This window comes from Achromobacter sp. ACM02, assembly GCF_014851605.1.
Lineage (GTDB): Bacteria > Pseudomonadota > Gammaproteobacteria > Burkholderiales > Burkholderiaceae_B > Achromobacter > Achromobacter aegrifaciens.
This window is the reverse complement of record NZ_JACUZY010000007.1, coordinates 172779-191373: the sequence shown is the minus strand read 5'-3', so window position 1 is coordinate 191373 and position 18595 is coordinate 172779. Positions and strand designations below refer to the sequence as shown.

Here is an 18595-nt window from a genome sequence, read left to right as displayed (position 1 = left end):
CAACCGGGCGGATCCGTCTCAACCTGCGCAAGCTTCCCATGGGGTGTCAGACGCCTGACGAGCGCCAGCGCCAGACACCCTCACGACGCCCTGCCTCAGGCCGCCAGGCGGCCTTCGATGCTGGCCTTGGTGGCCGGCAGGTCTTCGGGCAGGCCCTGCTTGAGCTGGGCGAAGAGCTCCTGGTGCAATGCCAGTTCGTCGCGCCAGGCGGCGGCGTCCACCGACATGACCTGCTCGAACTTGTCCGGGCTGAACTCCAGGCCCGTCCAGTCGATGTCCTGGTAGCTCGGCGAAATGCCGAACACCTGGTCCACGCCCTTGGACTGGCCGTCGATGCGGCCCAGCATCCAGCGCAGCACGCGCATGTTGTCGCCGAACCCCGGCCAGACGAACTTGCCGTCCGGACCCTTGCGGAACCAGTTGACGCAGTAGATGCGCGGCAAGGTGGCGCCGGCGGCTTCCAGCTGTTTGCCCAGCTTCAGCCAGTGGCTGAAGTAGTCGCTCATGTTGTAGCCGCAGAACGGCAGCATGGCGAAGGGATCGCGGCGCACCACGCCCTGCTGGCCGGCAGCGGCGGCGGTGGTTTCCGAGCCCATGGTGGCGGCCATGTAGACGCCTTCGACCCAGTTGCGGGCTTCGGTGACCAGCGGCACGGTGGTGGAGCGGCGGCCACCGAAGATGAAGGCGTCGATGACCACGCCTTCGGGGTTCTCCCATTCGGGGTCGATGGACGGGCATTGCGCAGCCGGCGCGGTGAAGCGCGCGTTCGGGTGCGCCGCCTTGCGGCCGGTTTCGCGCGCAATGGCGGGCGTCCAGTCCTGGCCCTGCCAGTCGATCAGGTGCGCCGGCGGCTCGTCCGTCATGCCTTCCCACCAGACGTCGCCGTCATCGGTGAGCGCCACGTTGGTGAAGATGACGTTGGCCTTGAGCGTGGCCATGGCGTTGAAGTTGGTCTGCTCGCTGGTGCCCGGGGCCACGCCGAAGTAGCCGGCTTCCGGGTTGATGGCGTGCAGGCGACCGTCCTTGCCGGGTTTGATCCAGGCGATGTCGTCGCCGATGGTGGTGACCTTCCAGCCGTCCATGCCCTGGGGCGGGATCAGCATGGCGAAGTTGGTCTTGCCGCAGGCCGACGGGAAGGCGGCCGCCACGTGGTACTTGCGGCCCTTGGGCGAGGTCACGCCAAGGATCAGCATGTGTTCGGCCAGCCAGCCCTGGTCGCGGCCCATGGTGGACGCGATGCGCAGCGCGAAGCACTTCTTGCCCAGCAGCGCGTTGCCGCCGTAGCCCGAGCCGAAGCTCCAGATTTCGCGGGTCTTGGGGAAGTGGACGATGTACTTGGTCGGGTTGCACGGCCAGGCCACGTCGGCCTCGCTTGCGGCCAGCGGCTTGCCCACCGAATGCACACAGGGCACGAAGTCGCCGTCGGCGCCCAGCACGTCATAGACCTGCTTTCCCATGCGCGTCATGATGCGCATGTTCACGGCTACGTAGGGGCTGTCGGACAGTTCCACGCCGATGTGCGCGATGTCCGAACCCAGCGGGCCCATCGAGAACGGCACGACATACAGCGTGCGGCCGCGCATGGCGCCGTCGAACAGGCCGTTGAGCGTCTCGCGCATGGCGGCGGGTTCGGCCCAGTTGTTGGTTGGGCCGGCATCCTCGGCGCGGTCGGAACAAATGAAGGTGCGGTCCTCCACGCGGGCGACGTCGGAAGGATCCGAGCACGCCAGGAAGGAATTAGGCCGCTTGGCGGGGTTCAGCCTGCGCATGGTGCCCGCCTGGACCATCTGTTCGCACAGCCGGTCATATTCTTCCTGGGAACCGTCACACCACACGACCTGGTCCGGCTTGGCCAGCGCCACAAAGCTGGCGACCCAGTCGATCAGGCCGCGGTGCTTCACATAGGCAGGCACGTTCAAGGCTGCCAATCCCCCATCCAAAGGCTTATTCATCGGGGTTTATCTCCATACTAGTAAGGCTAATGGTGATACGGCCCCAATTGGCATGGGGCCGTATCAATTTGCGCCATCATACTTGCAGCGGCTGGCTGCCCGTCAACCCATCCTCTTGGACGACATTGTCACCGGTTGAGACCGGTCAGGCGTAGCTGCCGTCGCGCAGCTCGCGGCGGATGATCTTGCCGGTGGCGGTGGTCGGCAAACTGGTTACAAAACGGATCGCGCGCGGATACTCGTGGGCCGCCAGGCGCTTGCGCACGTGGGCCTGCAGTTCCTTCACCAACGCGTCATCCCCTGCATAACCTTCGTTCAGCACCACATAGGCCATCACGATCTCGGTGCGCTGGGCGTCCGGCACGCCCACCACCGCTGCCATGCGCACGGCGGGGTGGCCGATCAGGCAGTCCTCGATGGGGCCGGGGCCGATGCGGTAGCCGGCGCTGGTGATGACGTCGTCGTTACGGCCGACGAAGCGGATGAAGCCCTGCGCGTCGCGCACGCCCTGGTCGCCGGTCAGCAGGTAGTCGCCCGCGAACTTTTCGGCGGTGGCCTCGGGGTTGTTCCAGTAGCCCAGGAACATGACGGGATCCGGGCGCAATACGCCGATGTTGCCCTCCTGTCCATCGGCCACTTCGACGCCCCGCTCATCCACAATAGCGACGCGGTGGCCCGGCGCAGCGCGGCCGATGGCGCCGATGCAGGGGTCGAACAGGGACGAGCAGGACGACACCAGCATGTTGCATTCGGTCTGGCCGTAGAACTCGTTGATGGTCACGCCCAGCACGCGCCGGCCCCAGTCTATGAGTTCCGCCCCCAGCGACTCGCCGCCGCTGGCGACCGAGCGCAGCGCCAGCGCGCCGGCGCCGGCCGGCAGCTCGGCGCCGCGCATCATCTTCAGCGCGGTGGGTGGCAGGAAGGTGTGGGTCACGCCATGGCGCGCCATCAGCTCGAAGGCGCTGGCGCCGTCGAACTTCTCGAAGCGGCGCGCCAGCACCGGCACGCCGTGGTGCCAGGACGGCAGCAGCACGTCCAGCAGGCCGCCGATCCAGGCCCAGTCGGCCGGCGTCCACATCAGCGCGGCATTCTCAGGGAAGAATTCGTGCGACATCTCCACGCCCGGCAGATGGCCCAGCAGCACCCGGTGCGCGTGCAGCGCGCCCTTGGGCTTGCCGGTGGTGCCCGACGTATAGATGATGACGGCCGGGTCGTCGGCCGCCGTCGCCACCGGCGTGTAGTCCTCGGATTCCGCGGCCAGCGCAGCGTGAAAAGGCACGGCGTCGTCCGGGCAGTCCTGGTCGATGCAATAGACCACCTTCAGGTCGGGCAGGCCGGCGCGGATCTCGCGCAGCTTGCGGCAGCCGTCGGCGTCGGTCACCAGCGCGGCCGCGCCGCTGTTGGCCAGGCGGTACTGGATCGCGTCCACGCCGAACAGCGTGAACAAGGGCACAGCCACCGCGCCCATCTTGTAGACCGCGATATGGGTCACCGCCGTTTCGGGCGCCTGCGGCAGGTAGACGGCAACGCGGTCGCCGCGCTTGACGCCGTGGCGCTCCAGGCTGTGCGCCAGGCGGTTGGACAGCGTCTTGATCTGATCAAAGGTGCAGCGCGATTGCGCGCCGTCGCTCTGCTCGTAGATCAGCGCCAGCCGGCCGCTGCCGTCGGCCCATTTGTCGCAGGCGTCGACGCCGATGTTGTAGGCCGCAGGCACCTGCCATTGGAATTGGGACGCGAGCTGCGCGTAGGAATCGGCTCTGGACAGCATGGTTTGTCTCTGATGTTGTTGTCGAACGCGCCGGCGCCCGGCGCCAGCGATGTAACGTCTTGCCTCAAACTTGACCCTGGCTCAATAATAAGCCCCCGTCCCCCCGCAGCCCACTCCCCCCGCATGGAAAAAGCCGCCACCGTCCCGATGCGCCGACCGCCGGCCAGCGCCAAATCCGAACAGCGCATCCGCGACATCCTGCGCGTCGCCCGCCAGGTCTTCTCCGAAGCCGGCTTCCAGGCGGCCACCACCACCGAGATCGCGCAGCGCCTGGGCGTGTCCGAAGCCACGGTGTTCACTTATTTCGGCGGCAAGCGCGAACTGTGCGTGCGGGTGATCAGCGACTGGTACGACGAGATCATCGCCAAGGTCGAGGACAGCCTGCCCCACGTGCACGGCGCGCGGGCCCGGCTGCATTTCCTGGTGCATGCGCACCTGCGCCACCTGCTGGCCGAAGGCACCGGGCTGTGCGCCTTCATCCTGTCCGAAGGGCGCGCGCGCAACGACGATTTCGGCGATGTCTACGCGGGCCTGCAGCGCCGCTACACCGCGCCGCTGATGGGCATCCTGGCCCAGGGCCAGGCCGACGGCGACATCCGCCGCGACATGCCGCTGCGGCTCTTGCGCTCGGCCGTCTACGGGCCGATGGAGCATGTGCTGTGGGACGCCATCCTGCGCGGCGCACGGGTGAACGTGGCCGCCACCGCCGACCAGTTGGTCGGCTTCCTGTGGCAGGCGCTGCAGCCGCCCGCGCAGGACGCCCTGGCGCTGGCGCAATTCCGCGGCGAAGTGCGGGACGCCCTGCATCGGCTTCAATCGTCGGAAAACAAGGACGGCGGCTCGTACTGAGGAAAACCGTTGTAGGCTTCGCCCCGCTCGGCGGGCGCCAGGGTCCAGGAATGGCGGGCATTGGGCACGCCGCCATCCACCCGGATGACGCTGCCGTTGATGAAGGCCGCGGCCGGCGACAGCAGGAACACGACCGCCGCCGCCAGCTCGGCCTCGGTGCCGAAGCGCTGCAGCGGCACCTTGGTGCGCAATTCGCGCAGCACGGCGCGGTAGTCCTCGTCGTAGCTGTCCATGCCGCTGGAAGCGATCCAGCCCGGCGCCACCGCGTTGACGCGCACGCCTGCATGGGCCCATTCGCAGGCCGCGGTTTCGGTCAGGTTCCAGACGCCCGCGCGCGCCGCGCCCGAATGCCCCATGCCCGGCATGCCGCCCCAGATGTCGGCCAGCATGTTGACGATGGCCCCGCCGTGCTGGCGCATGTGCTGGGTGTAGACCTCGCGCGACATCAGGAAGGTGCCGTGCAGATTGTTCTGCACCACCGCGTTCCAGCCGTTGTAGCTGATGCGGTCCAGCGGCGCCGGGAACTGGCCGCCCGCGCAATTGAACAGGCCGTCGATGGCGCCATGCCGCGCCAGCGCATCGGCAACCGCGCCGCGCACGCCGGCCTCGTCGCGGATGTCGCAGGCGTGCAGACTGATGCGGCCGCTGGCCTCGGGGTAGATCCGGCAGATTTCGTCCTGCGCCGCCTGCAGCTTGTCGAGCTTGCGCCCTACCAGCGCCAGGCCCGCGCCCAGCGACGCCAGCTCGTGCGCGGTGCAGCGGCCCAGCCCGCTGCCGCCCCCGGTCACGACGATGGTCTTGCCCTGATACAGCCCCGGCCGGAATACCGACGCGTAGCGTTGGCCGGCGGCCACGCCGCCTGCTTTCTGGCTCATGTCTCGCTCCATTATTTTTTTTGAGGATAACTCAATATTTGTTCCGATTCGATGGCCGGAACAGAAATTTCAACCTAGAATCGACCGCTAGTCCCGCCGCTTTGTTGAGCCTGAATCAAGAAAACTGGAGACCCGGAATGACCACGCCCGCCCCGCTGGACATCGCCCACGACGGACCCATCGCCCGCCTGACGCTGAACCGCCCCGACATGCGCAACGCGTTCGACGACACGCTGATCGCCGCCCTGACCGGCGCAGTGCAGGCCGCGGTGAACGACCCCGCCGTGCGCGTGCTGCTGCTGACGGGCGCGGGCAAGGCCTTCTGCGCCGGCGGCGACCTGAACTGGATGCGCAAGATGGCCACGCTGACCGACGCCGAAAACCGCGCCGACGCGGCCAAGCTGGCCCGCATGCTGCACGCGATCTGGTCCTGCCCCAAGCCGGTGGTGGCCTGCGTCAACGGCGACGCTTATGCCGGCGGCATGGGCTTGGTGTCGGCCTGCGACATCGCCATCGCCGCGGACAGCGCGCACTTCTGCCTTTCGGAAACACGGCTGGGGCTGCTGCCCGCCACCATCAGCCCCTATGTGCTGCGCGCCATGGGCGAGCGCGCGGCCAACCGCTACTTCCTGACCGCCGAGCGCTTCGACGCCGCGACCGCGTTCCGGCTGGGCCTGGTGCACGACGTCGCCCCCCTGGCCGACCTGGCGCAACGCGCCGAGGCGCTGTGCCTTGCCCTGTGCGACAACGGCCCCGGCGCGGTGCAGGCCAGCAAGCGGCTGGTGCGCGATTTCGCCGGCCGGGAGATCGACGCGGCCCTCATCGCCGACACGGTGGAACGCATCGCGGCCGTGCGCAGCACGGACGAAGCGCGCGAAGGCGTCGGCGCGTTCCTGGAAAAGCGCGAACCTTCCTGGCGCCTCAGGCGCTAGGCGCCCAGCCGCTCGGCCAGGAAATCGACGAAGGCGCGCAGCTTGGGCAGCGGGTGCCTGCTGTCGGGCCACAACACGGAAAAGCGGCCGCCAGCGTCGAGGTGCTCGTCCAACACAGTGATGAGCCTGCCTTCGTCCAAAGCCGCCCGCAGCGCGAAGTCCGGCAGGTAGGCCAGACCCAGCCCGGCCTGTGCCGCGCCGATCAGCGCCTCGACACTATTGAAGGTCAACGCCGCGGGCTGCGGCGCGAGTGGCCCGTCGCGGAACTGCCAGTGCTGCGCCTGGCCCGAGCCCGGATAGCGATAGGCCAGCCTGGCGTGGCCATCCAGGTCGTCCGGCGTGCGCGGCGCGCCATGCGCGGCCAGATAGGCGGGCGCGCCCGCCACCACGAATCGATACGGCCCCAGCGGCCGCGCCCTGAGGCGCGAGTCAGCGAAGTCCCCGCTGCGTATCACTGCGTCCAGCCCCTCGCCGATCACGTCGACGATGCGGTCGTTGAAGTCCAGGTCGAGTTCGATCTCCGGATAAAGGCGGGTGAATTCAGGCAGCAGCGGCAGCAACAAGCGGTAGCCGATGGCCGGCACGCTGACCCGCAAGCGCCCGCGCGGCGCTTCGCGCCCCTGCGTCACCTCGGCTTCGGCCTCATCCAGCTCGTGCACGATGCGCAAGCAGCGCTCCAGATAGAGCGCGCCCGCTTCGGTCAGGCTGATGCGCCGCGTACTGCGGTTGAGCAGGCGCACGCCCAGCCTGTCCTCCAGCCGCGCCACGCTCTTGCCCACCGCCGAGGCCGACAGGCCCAGATGCTCGGCGGCCGCGACGTAGCTGCCGCGCTGCGCGGCGTGGACGAAGGCATGTATTCCGCTCAGGCTGTCCATTTCCGCTCCATTAAGGAATATTTATCCGCTTAGATAGGAAATACGCGGCATTTTTGTTTTATTGACGCGATTTTATCCTTTATCGACGCCTATCCCGGCTATTCCAACCTGATTCGTCGATGCCTTCCTCTACCTCAGTTCCCGTTTCCCCTGGCTGGACCATGCTTGCCGTCTGCACGGCCGCCCTGATCCTGCCCTTGAGCTTTTCCGGCGGCGCCATCGCCACCCCCGCCATCGGCCGCGATCTGGGCGGCCACGCCCAGGCGCTCGGCTGGATCACCAACGCCTTCATGCTGAGCTTCGGCAGCCTGCTGATGGCGGCAGGCACGCTGGCCGACGCCTATGGCCGCAAGCGTTTGTTCGTGGCTGGCGTGGCCTTGTTCGCGCTGGTATCGGTTGCGCTGGCGTTCGCACCCACGGTGGCCTGGCTGGACGGCCTGCGCGCGCTGCAAGGCGCGGGCGCCGCCGCAGCCCTCGCCGGCGGCTCGGCGTCCCTGGCGCACGCCTGCCCTGGTCCGGCGCGCACCCGCGCCTTCGGCCTGCTCGGCGCCAGTTTCGGCGCGGGCCTGGCGCTGGGGCCGATGCTGGCCGGCCTGCTGATCGACAGCCTGGGCTGGCGCTCGGTCTTTCTGTCGAGCGCCGCGGTCGGCGCGATGGCGCTGGCCGTCGCCCTGCCCCGGATGCAGGAGTCGCGGGATCCGCAAGCGGGTCCGCTGGACTGGGCGGGCAGCCTGACCTTCACCGGCGCGCTGGCGCTATTGACCTGGGGCATCCTGGAAATGCCTGCCGCGCGCGGCGCGTCCGCGCTTGCCTGGAGGCTGCTGGCCGCTGCGGCGCTGTGCCTGCTGGCCTTCGTCGCGATCGAGCGCCGCGTGCGCCGCCCGATGCTGGACCTGACGCTGCTGCGCTATCCGCGCTTTGTCGGCGTGCAGATGCTGCCCGTAGCCACCTGCTATTGCTATGTGGTGCTGCTGGTGTTGCTGCCGATCCGCTTCATCGGCATCGAGGGGCGCAGCGAAGCCAGCGCAGGATTGGCGATGGCGGCCCTGTCCGCGCCGCTGCTCTTCATGCCGGCGGTCGCCGTCTGGACCATGCGCTGGATGAGCGCGGGCCGCAGTTGCGCGCTGGGCCTGCTGGCCGCAGCCCTGGGCCTGTACTGGCTCAGCCGCATCGGGGTGGAACACGCGCCCCAGGCCGCGCTCTGGCCCATGCTGCTGATCGGCGCAGGCACCGGCCTGCCCTGGGGCCTGATGGACGGCCTGTCCATGAGCGTCGCGCCGCCCGAGCGGGCCGGCATGGCCGCCGGCATCTTCAGCACCACCCGCGTAGCCGGTGAAGGCATCGCGCTGGCCAGCGTCAACGCCTTGCTGACCTTCTTGATCGCCCACCGGCTCGGCGCGGATCCAGGCGCCGCCGCGCAATACCTCGCAGCCGGCGACATGGCGCAAGCCCTGGTCCATCAGCCCGGCGCGGCCCCGGCCCTGTTGCGCCAGGCTTATGACGACGCCTTCCGCCAACTGCTGCACGCGCTGATCGCTATCACCCTGGCCTGCGCTGCGGTGGTGGCGCTGTTCCTGGATGCGCCACGCAGCCAGACCTTGCAGGCACGCATGCCATAATTCCTGGCGTATTTTCAGGAAGTCTCATGCCACACGCTTTTCCTCCCCTGAACGCCGAGCGCCTCTGGGCCCGCGTCGAAACCCTTTCCCGTTTCACCCTGCCCGACGTCCCCTGGACGCGCCGCGCATTCTCGCCGCTGTTCGACGAGGCCCGCGCCTGGCTGCGCAGCGAGTTCGAGGCCGCGGGCCTGGCGACCCGCCTGGATGCCGGCGGCAACCTGATAGGCACGCTGGCCGGGCGCGATCCCGCGCGCAAGCCCATCGCCACCGGCTCGCATTGCGACACCGTGATGGCCGGGGGCCGTTTCGACGGCATCATCGGCGTGCTGGCCGGCATCGAAGTGGCCCACACCCTGCGCGAGCAAGGCGTGCAGCTGGAACATCCCTTCGAGGTCATCGACTTCCTGTCCGAGGAACCCAGCGACTATGGCATTTCCTGCGTCGGCAGCCGCGCGCTCTGTGGCCAGCTGACGCCCGACATGCTGGCGGCCCGCAATCCCGAAGGCGAGACGCTCGCGGCCGGCATCGCCCGCATCGGCGGCGACCCCTCGGCGCTGGGCGCGCCGCTGCGCGGCCCTGACGGCACCGCGGCGTTCGTCGAACTGCATATCGAACAAGGCCCGGTGCTGGAAAGCCGCGGCCTGCCTATCGGCGTGGTCACCAACATCGTCGGCATCCGCCGCGTGCTGATCACGGTGGAAGGCCAGCCGGATCATGCCGGCACCACGCCCATGGACATCCGCCGCGACGCCCTGGTGGGCGCGGCCCGCATCATCGATGCCGCCCACCGCCAGGCCAGCGCCGCCAGCGGCAATCCGCATTACGTGGTCGCCACCGTGGGCCGGTTGTCCATGACGCCGAACGCCGCCAACGCGGTGCCAGGCCGGGTCGAGCTGACGCTGGAAATGCGCAGCGACAGCGATGCCGTGCTGGACGCCTTCCCGGAAACGCTGATGGCCGGCGTGGCCACCGACCTGACCGCGTTGCGCCTGTCCGCAAGCTTCACGCAGCTGAGCCGCGCGCGGCCCACGGACTGCACGCCGCTGGTGATGGACGCGGTGCAGGCCGCCGCCGATCAGCTGGGCTACGCCTCCATGCGCCTGCCCAGCGGCGCGGGCCACGACGCGGTCTACATGGTGCCCACCGGCCCCATCGGCATGATCTTCATCCCCTGCCTGAATGGCCGCAGCCATTGCCCGGAAGAGTGGATCGAACCCACGCAGCTGCTGGATGGCACCCGCGTGCTGTACCAGTCGGTGCTGGAACTGGACCGCAAGCTGCGCGCCGCCTGAGGCCGGGACGGCCCTGCCAGGCCCGCGGGTATCTCCCGCCCGCGGGCGGGGCGCTGCCATAATGGGCGCCTCGCGCCGCGACCGGCGCCCTCTCCCGCCTTGCCCGCCCCATGGAACAGATAGAACTCAACGACAGCACCGCCGACCGCTACCTGCTGGACGCGCCCGGGCTGTCCCTGCTGGTCTTCCACAGCCGCACCTGTGGCACCTGCCGCGTCGCCCGTGAACAACTGCCGCAGCTGGAGCTGCCCGTGGAACGCGTGTGCTGGGTCGACGCCGGCGACAACCGCGGCCTGGTCGAGCGCTACGAAGTCTTCCACCTGCCCGCCATGTTCGTGACGCGCGACGGCGCCTTCTTCGGCCCGGTGCAATCGACGCTGGCGGAATGGGATCTGCGCCAGCAGATCGGCCTGGCCCTGGACAGCTACCCCGCCGAACTGCCGTGAGCGCCGCCAAGCCCTTGCGCCAGCCGCTGGACGGGCTGGCGACCGGCGCCATGCTGCTCTTATGCGTCTGCTGGGGCTTCCAGCAGATCGCCATCAAGCTGGTGGCCGCGGATGTTTCGCCCATCATGCAGATCGGACTGCGCTCGGCGTTCGCGGCGCTGGTGCTGGCCGTGGCCGTGTGGCGGCGCGAAGGCCTGCGTGCCGTCATGGACGGCACGGCGCTGCCCGGTCTCATCGTGGGCCTGCTGTTCGCCGGGGAATTTCTGTTCGTGGCGCAGGGCCTGGTCTACACCACGGCCTCGCACATGTCGGTGTTCCTGTACACCGCGCCCATCTTCACCGCGCTGGGACTGCACTGGCTGCTGCCCGAAGAACGCCTGAAGCCGCTGCAGTGGGTGGGCGTGGCCGTGGCGTTCTGCGGCATCGCCGTGGCCTTCCTCGGCAAGGGCCAGCCGGCGGGATCGGCCGGCGCGCCCAACATGCTGCTGGGCGATGCGATGGGCCTCCTGACCGGCCTGTTCTGGGGCGCCACCACCGTGGCGATCCGCAAGACCTCGCTGTCCGAAGCCGCGCCTGCCAAGACGCTGTTCTATCAGATGGCGGTCGCGGCCATTACCCTGCTGGCCTACGCCGCGGCCACCGGCAACGCCGGCTTTCGCTATACGCAGGCGGCAGTGCTCAGCGTCGCCTTCCAGTCCGTGGTGGTGGCCCTGTCCAGCTATCTGGCCTGGTTCTGGCTGCTGCGCCGCTACCTGGCTTCGCGCTTGTCCGTCCTGTCGTTCATGACGCCGCTGTTCGGCGTGAGCTTCGGCGTGCTCATCCTGGACGAACCGCTGGACGCCGGTTTCGTGCTGGGCGCGCTGCTGGTGCTGACCGGCATCACCCTGGTGAGCGGCGCCGAACTGCTGCGCGAGAAGCTGCGGCGCGCGCGCTGATCCACCCGCGCCTATGGCCTGGATCGCGGCGCGGGCGCCGCGCCCAGGTTCAGCACGATCAGCGCGGCGCCTCCCAGCACCAGGGCGAATCCCCACCAGTCCAAGGCGGCGGGCCGGTCGCCCACCAGCGCCATCGCGCCCAGCACTCCCACCACCGGCACCATCAATGTGGTCAGCGCGGCCACCGTGGCGCTGACGCGCTCGCTCAGCACGAACCAGAGCCAGTACGCGACGGCGGTGCCCAGGATGATGTGGAACGACAGCGCCGCCACCACACGGCCGTTCCAGCCCTGCGTGGGGAACGATTCGCCCGCGATCAGCATGCCGCCCAAGGCGCAAGCCGCGCCCACCGCCAACTGCCAGGCCGTGACGACGATGCGATCGCCGGCCACTGGCCAGCCCTTCAGGTAGACCGTGCCGGCGGCCCAGCCGAAAGCCGCCACCAGCGGAAACACCAGACCCTTGGCCGCGGCCGCATCGTGTTCGCCGAAGACTGCGCGCAGCACCGGCCAGGCCAGGATGGAAACCCCGGCCGCGCCCAGCAGCAGCGCCAGCGCCCGGCGCCGGTCCAGGCGTTCGCCCAGCACAGCCCAGGCCAGCACGGCCGACATCATGGGCATGGTGAAGGTCAGCACCGCCGCGCGCGAGGTGCTGGTGCTGAGCTGCGCCCAGGCCACCAGCAGGTTGAAGGCCGCGACGGCAAGCAGGCCGCCCACGATGATGCCGCGCCACGACTCGCGCGGCGGCAGCAGGGGCACCCGCTTGGCTCGCGCCAGTAGCAACAGCAGCACCGCGCCGCTGCCCAGGCCGAGCAGGCGCAGCGTGAACGGCGGGAAGATCGACAGGATGATCTTCACCGCCGGCCAGTTCAGGCCCCAGAACAGGGCCAGCGCAACCGGGATCAGGCGCACGCGGCGCGCGCCTGTGCCGTCAGTTCGGACAGGCCCTGCCGCTGCTTGCCCTGGGCATCGAAATTGTCGGGGCTCAACCAGCGCTCATAGGCGGCACGCAGCGCGGGCCAGTCGCCGTCGACCATGGCGAACCAGGCCGTGTCGCGGCTGCGGCCCTTGTACACCGTGGCCTGGCGGAAGATGCCCTCGAACTGGAAACCCAGCCGCAGAGCCGCCGCGCGCGACGGCGCGTTCAGGCTATCGCACTTCCATTCATAGCGGCGGTAGCCCAGTTCGTCGAAGGCGCGGCTCATCAGCAGGAACTGGGCCTCGGTGGCGATGCGGGTGCGCTTGAGCTGGCGCGAGAACGACACGAAGCCGACCTCGATCGCGCCGTTGGCCGGGTCGATGCGCATCAGCGCCAGCGTGCCGATGGCGCGCCCCGTTTCCAGGTCGATGATGGCGTGATGCAAGGGGTCATTGCCGGCCTGCGCCTTCTCGGCGAACTGGCGGTAGGCCGCCAGGTCCGCGAAGGGTCCCACCGACATGTAGGTCCAGTCGCTGTCGTCCGGCGCCTCGCTGAACGCGTGGAACAGATCCTCGGCGTGACGCTCGGCCGACAGCGGCTCCAGCCGGCAATAGCGGCCGACGATGGGTGTCAGGGGCGGACGCGGACGCGTGGTCCAGCCCGTCATGTCCGGGCCGATGGGTTGCCGGTAGGCGTTGACGCGGGGTTGCATGCTACGGGCCTCTTCAGGTTGGCGCGCCGCCCGAAGGGACGGACGCAGTACGCATGCCCTCACGATATCGGAATCGTGGCATCATAAAAAGCACCACGATCCCGAATTTTAATAGGGCCAAGATGAACACCCCCGCCCTGCTTTCCAGCCCGCTGACGCGCGGCCCCGGCGCCCTGCCGCGCCAGCGCCAGCTGATCCAGCGCCTCAAGCAAGCCATCCTGGCCGGACAGCTGCCGGCGGGCGGCAAGCTGCCTTCGTCGCGCGCCTTGTCCGAGGAACTCGCCATCTCGCGCAACACCGTGCTGATCGCCTACGAGCAGCTCACGGCCGAAGGCTACGTGATCGCCGACCGCCAGGGCACGCGGGTCGCTCCCCTGTCGGCCGCCGCGGCCATCACCGCCAAGCGCGCGACGCCGCCCACGGACCAGCCCTCGCTCACCGCCAAGCGGCTGACGCGCATCGTCTCCACGCGCTACGCCCACGACGGTTCGCTGCCCATGACGCCCGGCACGCCTGCGCTGACGCAGTTTCCCATCAACGCATGGCGCCGCGCGCAGGACCGCGCGCTGCAAGCCGCCCCGGCCACGGCCCTGGGCTACGGCCATCCCGTGGGCGAGCCGGCGCTACGCGAAGCCATCGCCCAATACCTGCGCGTGTCGCGCGGCGTGCGCTGCGACGCCTCGCGCATCGTCATCACCGAAGGCGCCCAGGGCGCGCTGGCGCTCTGCGTGCAGCTGTTGACCAACCCTGGCGACACCGCCTGGCTGGAAGACCCCGGCTACCGCGGCGCCAAGTCCGCCTTCCATGGCGGCGACCTGGACGTGGTTGCCATGCGCGTGGACGCGGACGGCATCGTGATTCCCGAAAGCGCCTGGCAGGAACGCCCGCCCCGCCTCATCCAGACAACGCCGTCGCACCAGTACCCGACCGGCGCGGTGCTGTCCCTGCCGCGCCGCCTGGGCTTGATCGAACGCGCCCGCCAGGCCGGCGCCTGGATCATCGAGGACGACTACGACAGCGAATTCCGCCACCAGGGCGAACCCATCGCCGCGATGCAGGGCCTGGTCGAGGACGCGCCGGTGCTTTACGTGGGCACCTTCAGCAAGACCATGTTCCCGGCGCTGCGCCTGGGTTTCGTGGTGCTGCCCGAAGCCATCGCCGCGCAGGCGATGCCATCCATCATCGAGATGCTGCGCGGCGGCCACCGGCTGGAACAGCTGACCATGGCGGCCTTCATGGAAAACGGCCAGTTCTCGCGCCACCTGGGCCGCATGCGGCGCCTGTACCGAGAACGCCAGGGAGCATTGCGCGAGGCGCTGGCGGCGCATCTGGGGATCGAACACGAAGTCCTGGGCGGACATTCCGGGCTGCATCTGACGGTGCGGCTGCCTGCTGCATATCCCGACCGGGAGATCGTGGAACAGGCGCGCAAGATCGGGATGAATCCGGGCGCGTTGTCCTCGTTCGCGGTGGCGCCGCGGGCGGAGGACAATGGCCTGGTGATCGGATATGGCAATACCGGAGCCGAGCGGTTCGCGGGCCTGGTGCGCAGGCTCCGCGACGTGACGTTAGGACTCACGGGCTCCCGTACCGCACCATGATCAGCCAGTCGGCATGCACCGACGGCCTGAGCGTCCCCTCCGCCTGGATCGCGACCTTCCAGGCGCAGCGGGCCATGCCCGTGCCGGTCTCCACGACCTCGGCCAAGGAAAAGCTGGCGGCCACGCGCGTGCCGGAAACCACGGGCGCGGTGAAGCGGACCCTGTCGAATCCGTAATTCAGCAACATCGCTGCGCCCGGAAAGGCGATGCAGCTGTTCTGCCAGTGCGTCAGCAGCGACAGCGCCAGAAAGCCATGCGCGATGGTGTCGCCATAGGGGGATTCCGCTTGCGCGCGCAGCCGGTCCACATGGATCCACTGCGTATCGAGCGTGACCTGCGCGAACCGGTCGATCATGTCCTGATCGATCAGCAGCGCGTCGGAAACAATGGGAGGTTGCCCCACGGCGTTCAGCAAGGACTGGATCGAGTCGAACGGCAGAGGAGATGCAACAGGATTGCGTGTCATGGCGGCTTCAGATGCGTTCAAAGATTGCGGCGATGCCCTGCCCGCCGCCTATGCACATGGTGACCAGCGCGTACCGTCCGCCGATGCGCTCGAGTTCGTGCAAGGCCTTGACAGCGATGATCGCGCCCGTGGCTCCCACCGGATGCCCCAGCGCAATGCCCGAACCATTGGGATTGACCTTGGCCGGATCCAGATCCAGTTCGCTCGCCACCGCGCAGGCCTGCGCCGCAAAGGCCTCGTTGGACTCGATCACATCCATATCGGCGGCGGACAGGCCTGCCTTGGCCAGGGCGGCGCGCACGGCGGGAACCGGGCCCATGCCCATGTAGCGCGGGTCCACGCCGGCATGGGCGTAAGCAAGCAGGCGGGCCATGGGGCGCGCGCCCAGGGCCAGCGCCTCGGCACGCTCCATCAGTACCAGCGCGGCCGCACCGTCATTGATGCCGGAGGAGTTGCCCGCCGTGACCGTGCCATCGTCGGAAGAAAATACGGGCCTCAGGGCGGCCAGGTCCGACGGCGCGATGTCGGCGCGGACGTGCTCGTCCTGCGCGAACACAATGGGCTTGCGGCCGGGCGTCGTGATGGCCACGAGCTGCGCGTCGAAGCGGCCTTCGGCCACGGCGCGCGCGGCGCGGCGGTGGCTCTCCAGCGCCAGCGCATCCTGCGCGTCCCGCGTAATGCCGTAGCGCCTGGCGACGTTTTCCGCCGTGACGCCCATGTGGATGCGGTGGAACGGATCATGCAAGGCGCCCAGCAGCATATCGGTCATCGGCGCATCGCCCATGCGCGCGCCGAAGCGCAGCGCCGATGTGGCGTACGGCGCGCGCGACATGCTCTCGGCGCCGCCCGCCACCGCGACCTTGCAGTCGCCCAGCAGGATGGACTGCGCCGCCGAAACGACCGCCTGCAATCCCGAGCCGCACAAGCGGTTGACGTTGAATGCCGGCGTGCCGTCGGCGCAACCGGCCTCGATCGCCGCCACCCGCGACAAGTACAGGTCACGCGCTTCGGTCGTGATGACCTGGCCGAAGCAGACGTGCTCGATCTGCGCAGGCGCCAGGCCCGCGCGCGCCACGGCGGCTTTCAACACCTCGGCGGCCAGCGCCGTGGGCGGGACGTCCTTCAGGCTCTTGCCGAAACTGCCGATGGGCGTGCGCACGCCAGACAGGACTACAACTTCTCGGTTTCGCATGCCAGGGCCTTGGCGATCTCGTGGCGCAACTGGTCGAAACCGGTGGCGGGAACCGTTTCCTGCGCGCGGTCGGACACTTCGTCCAGGCGGCCGATCAGGGCCTGCGCGGACAACTCCTCTCCACTCAGATGGATACCGCGGGTCATGGTGATATTGGCCTGCTCGAAACTGCCCGCGCCCGCCATCAGAATGGTCCGGGTGGGCGCGTTTTCGGCCACCAGGGCAACCAGGGCGGGACTGACCGAGTCCGGCGTCAACAAGGCCAGCGCCTGCTCATCGAGCAGGCCTTCGGTCATGGCCGTGGCGGCCGTCGGCGCCAGGCAATTCACGCGCACGCCGTAGCGCTCGCCTTCGAGGGCAAGGGTCTGCATCAGGCCGACCAGCGCCATCTTCGCCGCGCCGTAATTGGCCTGGCCGAAGTTGCCATAGAGTCCCGAGGACGAGGTGGTCATGACGATGCGGCCATAGTTCTGTTCGCGCATGGCGTTCCACACCGCCTGGGTGCAATGCACCGCGCCCATCAGATGGACCTCGATCACGAGGCGGAAGTCCTCCAGGCTCATCTTGGCGAAGGTCTTGTCGCGCAGGATGCCCGCGTTGTTGACCAGGATGTCGACGCACCCCCAATTTGCGATGGCCGCCTGCACCATCGCCTCGGCCTGCTGCGGCTGGGTCACGTCGGCGCCATGCGCCATGGCGTCCCCGCCAGCCGCGCGGATCGCGTCCACCACGGCCTGGGCCGGCGAGTCCGGCCGGTCGGCGCCCAGGTCGTTCACCAGCACCTTGGCGCCGTGCTGCGCAAGCTCCAGCGCATGCGAGCGGCCCAATCCACGCCCGGCTCCGGTCACGATGGCGACGCGGCCTTGCAAAAGTTGAGTCATAGAGTCTCCGGATGAATGGTTGTTCAGGGGATCAGGGGAAGCGCGGTGTCGGCCTGGGTCCGCAGGACGCCGGCGCGCTCGAGCTCGGCTATCGCGGCGTCGTCCAGGCCCACGCGCCTGAGCACCTCGCGCGTGCCCTCGCCCAGCGCGGGAGCGCCTGCCTGAGTCGGGCCGCCGTCCTGCTCGAAGGCAAAGCCTAGCCCATGCGTGCGCAGCTCGCGTCCACCCTGGTGAAAACGATGATCAGGCAGGCTCACGCAACCGGTAGCGTCCGCCTCGTCGAGGAACTCCTCGAGCTTTCTCACTTTGGCCGCGGGCACGCCGGCCTGGCTGAGCAGGTCCTCGAGCTGCGCGGCGCTGCGGGTCGAAAACGCGGCTCTCAGCCGTTGCACCACGTACTCGCGGTCGTTCGGCACCACGAATCCGTTGGGCAGGTTGAAGGCATCCAGATCCAGCGCCCTGGCGTCGCTGCACAGCGCCTCCACTCCGATGGCGGCGGTCAACTTGCGGAATTGTTCCGGCGTGTTCGCGGCCACCGCCAGCCAGCCGTCCGCACAGCGGTAGGTATCGGCCGCGGGACTGCCGGTGTAGCCCCGGTTGCCGACCCGGCGCGTCGGCGTGCCGTCGCTCAGGTAGGCGCAGGTATTGGTGTACATCAGCGCCAGCGAGGCCTGGACCATGGACGCGTCGATGTATTGCCCGGCGCCTTCGCGCAGTCTGCGATGCAGCGCCGACACGATGGACAGCGCGCCCAGCATGCCCACGGCCACGTCGATCACCGGAAAGCCCACTTTCAGCGGCGGCGCGTCGTCGCCCTCGCCCGACATCATCATCATGCCGGTCATCGCCTGGACCACATGGTCGTAGGCGCCGCGCTGCGACCAGGCCCCTTGCTGGCCAAAGCCCGAGATGGAGCAATACACGATGTCGGGCTTGACCGCCTTGATCGAGGCGTAGTCCAGCCCGTAGCGCGCCACCACGCCCGGCCTGAAGTTTTCGATGAACACATCGGCCGAGGCGGCCAGCGAGCGCAGCAGGTCCGCGCCCTGGCGGGTCCGGATGTCCAGCGCCAGCGATTGCTTGCCGGCGTTGATGGCCGCGAATCCGGTGGGCGTGTCGGTGTCGACGCCGTTCTTCATCGAGCGCAGGACTTCGCCCGCCAGGGGCGGTTCGACCTTGATGACTTCAGCGCCCAGTTGCGCCAGATAAAACGAAGCGAGAGGACCGGCGATCACGTGCGACAAGTCGAGCACGCGTACGCCTTCAAGAGGCTTGGCCATGG

17 protein-coding genes are annotated in these 18595 nt (G+C 68.9%); 7 read left to right on the top strand and 10 right to left on the bottom strand.

Annotated features, from left to right (window positions below):
• Positions 1-95 precede the first annotated feature (95 nt).
• Positions 96-1952 carry a phosphoenolpyruvate carboxykinase (GTP) gene (locus IB258_RS22530; RefSeq protein ID WP_192353233.1) on the bottom strand — a complete coding sequence of 619 codons (1857 nt, stop codon included), beginning with the start codon at positions 1950-1952 and terminating at the stop codon, positions 96-98.
• A 145-nt stretch (positions 1953-2097) separates the two neighbouring features.
• Positions 2098-3720: an acyl-CoA synthetase gene (locus tag IB258_RS22525; protein WP_192353232.1), complete on the bottom strand. Its 1623-nt coding sequence runs from the start codon at positions 3718-3720 to the stop codon at positions 2098-2100.
• Between the two features lie 123 nt (positions 3721-3843).
• On the opposite strand from IB258_RS22525, the gene IB258_RS22520 reads away from it, so the two are divergent.
• A complete protein-coding gene (locus IB258_RS22520) occupies positions 3844-4569 on the top strand; it encodes a TetR/AcrR family transcriptional regulator (protein WP_125473651.1) in 726 nt (241 codons plus the stop codon).
• On the opposite strand, the gene IB258_RS22515 is transcribed toward IB258_RS22520, so the two are convergent.
• Positions 4533-5444, bottom strand: a complete 912-nt coding sequence (locus IB258_RS22515; RefSeq protein ID WP_054459133.1) for an SDR family oxidoreductase — start codon at positions 5442-5444, stop codon at positions 4533-4535. The two genes, IB258_RS22520 and IB258_RS22515, sit on opposite strands and share 37 nt — an antisense overlap.
• 137 nt (positions 5445-5581) lie before the next feature.
• On the opposite strand from IB258_RS22515, the gene IB258_RS22510 reads away from it, so the two are divergent.
• Entirely contained in the window at positions 5582-6376 is a 795-nt protein-coding gene (locus IB258_RS22510) for an enoyl-CoA hydratase/isomerase family protein (RefSeq protein ID WP_175182359.1), read from the top strand.
• Here IB258_RS22510 and IB258_RS22505 read toward each other — a convergent pair.
• Positions 6373-7251: a LysR family transcriptional regulator gene (locus tag IB258_RS22505; protein ID WP_119449099.1), complete on the bottom strand. Its 879-nt coding sequence runs from the start codon at positions 7249-7251 to the stop codon at positions 6373-6375. The two genes, IB258_RS22510 and IB258_RS22505, sit on opposite strands and share 4 nt — an antisense overlap.
• A 161-nt stretch (positions 7252-7412) precedes the next feature.
• On the opposite strand from IB258_RS22505, the gene IB258_RS22500 reads away from it, so the two are divergent.
• The 4 genes from IB258_RS22500 (at position 7413) to IB258_RS22485 (ending at position 11543) form a co-directional block, all read left to right on the top strand.
• The gene (locus tag IB258_RS22500) at positions 7413-8870 is read left to right on the top strand and encodes an MFS transporter (RefSeq protein WP_225589219.1); all 1458 of its coding nucleotides are present in this window, start codon (positions 7413-7415) and stop codon (positions 8868-8870) included.
• Positions 8871-8896: 26 nt separating this feature from the next.
• Positions 8897-10162 (top strand): Zn-dependent hydrolase, encoded by a 1266-nt coding sequence (locus IB258_RS22495; RefSeq protein ID WP_192353231.1) that lies wholly within the window; start codon positions 8897-8899, stop codon positions 10160-10162.
• Between the two features lie 110 nt (positions 10163-10272).
• Positions 10273-10608: a co-chaperone YbbN gene (locus IB258_RS22490; RefSeq protein ID WP_119452051.1), complete on the top strand. Its 336-nt coding sequence runs from the start codon at positions 10273-10275 to the stop codon at positions 10606-10608.
• Positions 10605-11543, top strand: a complete 939-nt coding sequence (locus IB258_RS22485) for a DMT family transporter (protein ID WP_192353230.1) — start codon at positions 10605-10607, stop codon at positions 11541-11543. The genes IB258_RS22490 and IB258_RS22485 overlap by 4 nt, the downstream gene beginning before the upstream one ends.
• Before the next feature lie 11 nt (positions 11544-11554).
• Here IB258_RS22485 and IB258_RS22480 read toward each other — a convergent pair whose 3' ends face one another.
• Both IB258_RS22480 and IB258_RS22475 read right to left on the bottom strand, forming a co-directional pair.
• A complete protein-coding gene (locus IB258_RS22480; protein WP_054458147.1) occupies positions 11555-12454 on the bottom strand; it encodes a DMT family transporter in 900 nt (299 codons plus the stop codon).
• On the bottom strand, positions 12445-13173 hold the full coding sequence (locus IB258_RS22475; protein ID WP_192353229.1) for a GNAT family N-acetyltransferase: 729 nt from the start codon (positions 13171-13173) through the stop codon (positions 12445-12447). Before IB258_RS22475 ends, IB258_RS22480 begins: the two co-directional genes overlap by 10 nt.
• Before the next feature lie 122 nt (positions 13174-13295).
• Between IB258_RS22475 and IB258_RS22470 the strand changes: the two genes are divergently transcribed.
• The gene (locus IB258_RS22470; RefSeq protein WP_192353228.1) at positions 13296-14774 is read left to right on the top strand and encodes a PLP-dependent aminotransferase family protein; all 1479 of its coding nucleotides are present in this window, start codon (positions 13296-13298) and stop codon (positions 14772-14774) included.
• Here IB258_RS22470 and IB258_RS22465 read toward each other — a convergent pair.
• The 4 genes from IB258_RS22465 to IB258_RS22450 are packed head-to-tail and all read right to left on the bottom strand — an operon-like array spanning position 14749 to position 18593.
• A complete protein-coding gene (locus IB258_RS22465; RefSeq protein ID WP_125473090.1) occupies positions 14749-15240 on the bottom strand; it encodes a MaoC family dehydratase in 492 nt (163 codons plus the stop codon). The two genes, IB258_RS22470 and IB258_RS22465, sit on opposite strands and share 26 nt — an antisense overlap.
• A 7-nt stretch (positions 15241-15247) precedes the next feature.
• Positions 15248-16432 (bottom strand): beta-ketothiolase BktB, encoded by a 1185-nt coding sequence (bktB, locus tag IB258_RS22460; protein WP_175162688.1) that lies wholly within the window; start codon positions 16430-16432, stop codon positions 15248-15250.
• Positions 16411-17313 carry an SDR family NAD(P)-dependent oxidoreductase gene (locus tag IB258_RS22455; RefSeq protein ID WP_192353227.1) on the bottom strand — a complete coding sequence of 301 codons (903 nt, stop codon included), beginning with the start codon at positions 17311-17313 and terminating at the stop codon, positions 16411-16413. Before IB258_RS22455 ends, bktB begins: the two co-directional genes overlap by 22 nt.
• Before the next feature lie 23 nt (positions 17314-17336).
• The gene (locus IB258_RS22450; RefSeq protein WP_175162692.1) at positions 17337-18593 is read right to left on the bottom strand and encodes a CaiB/BaiF CoA-transferase family protein; all 1257 of its coding nucleotides are present in this window, start codon (positions 18591-18593) and stop codon (positions 17337-17339) included.
• Between the last annotated feature and the right edge of the window lie 2 nt (positions 18594-18595).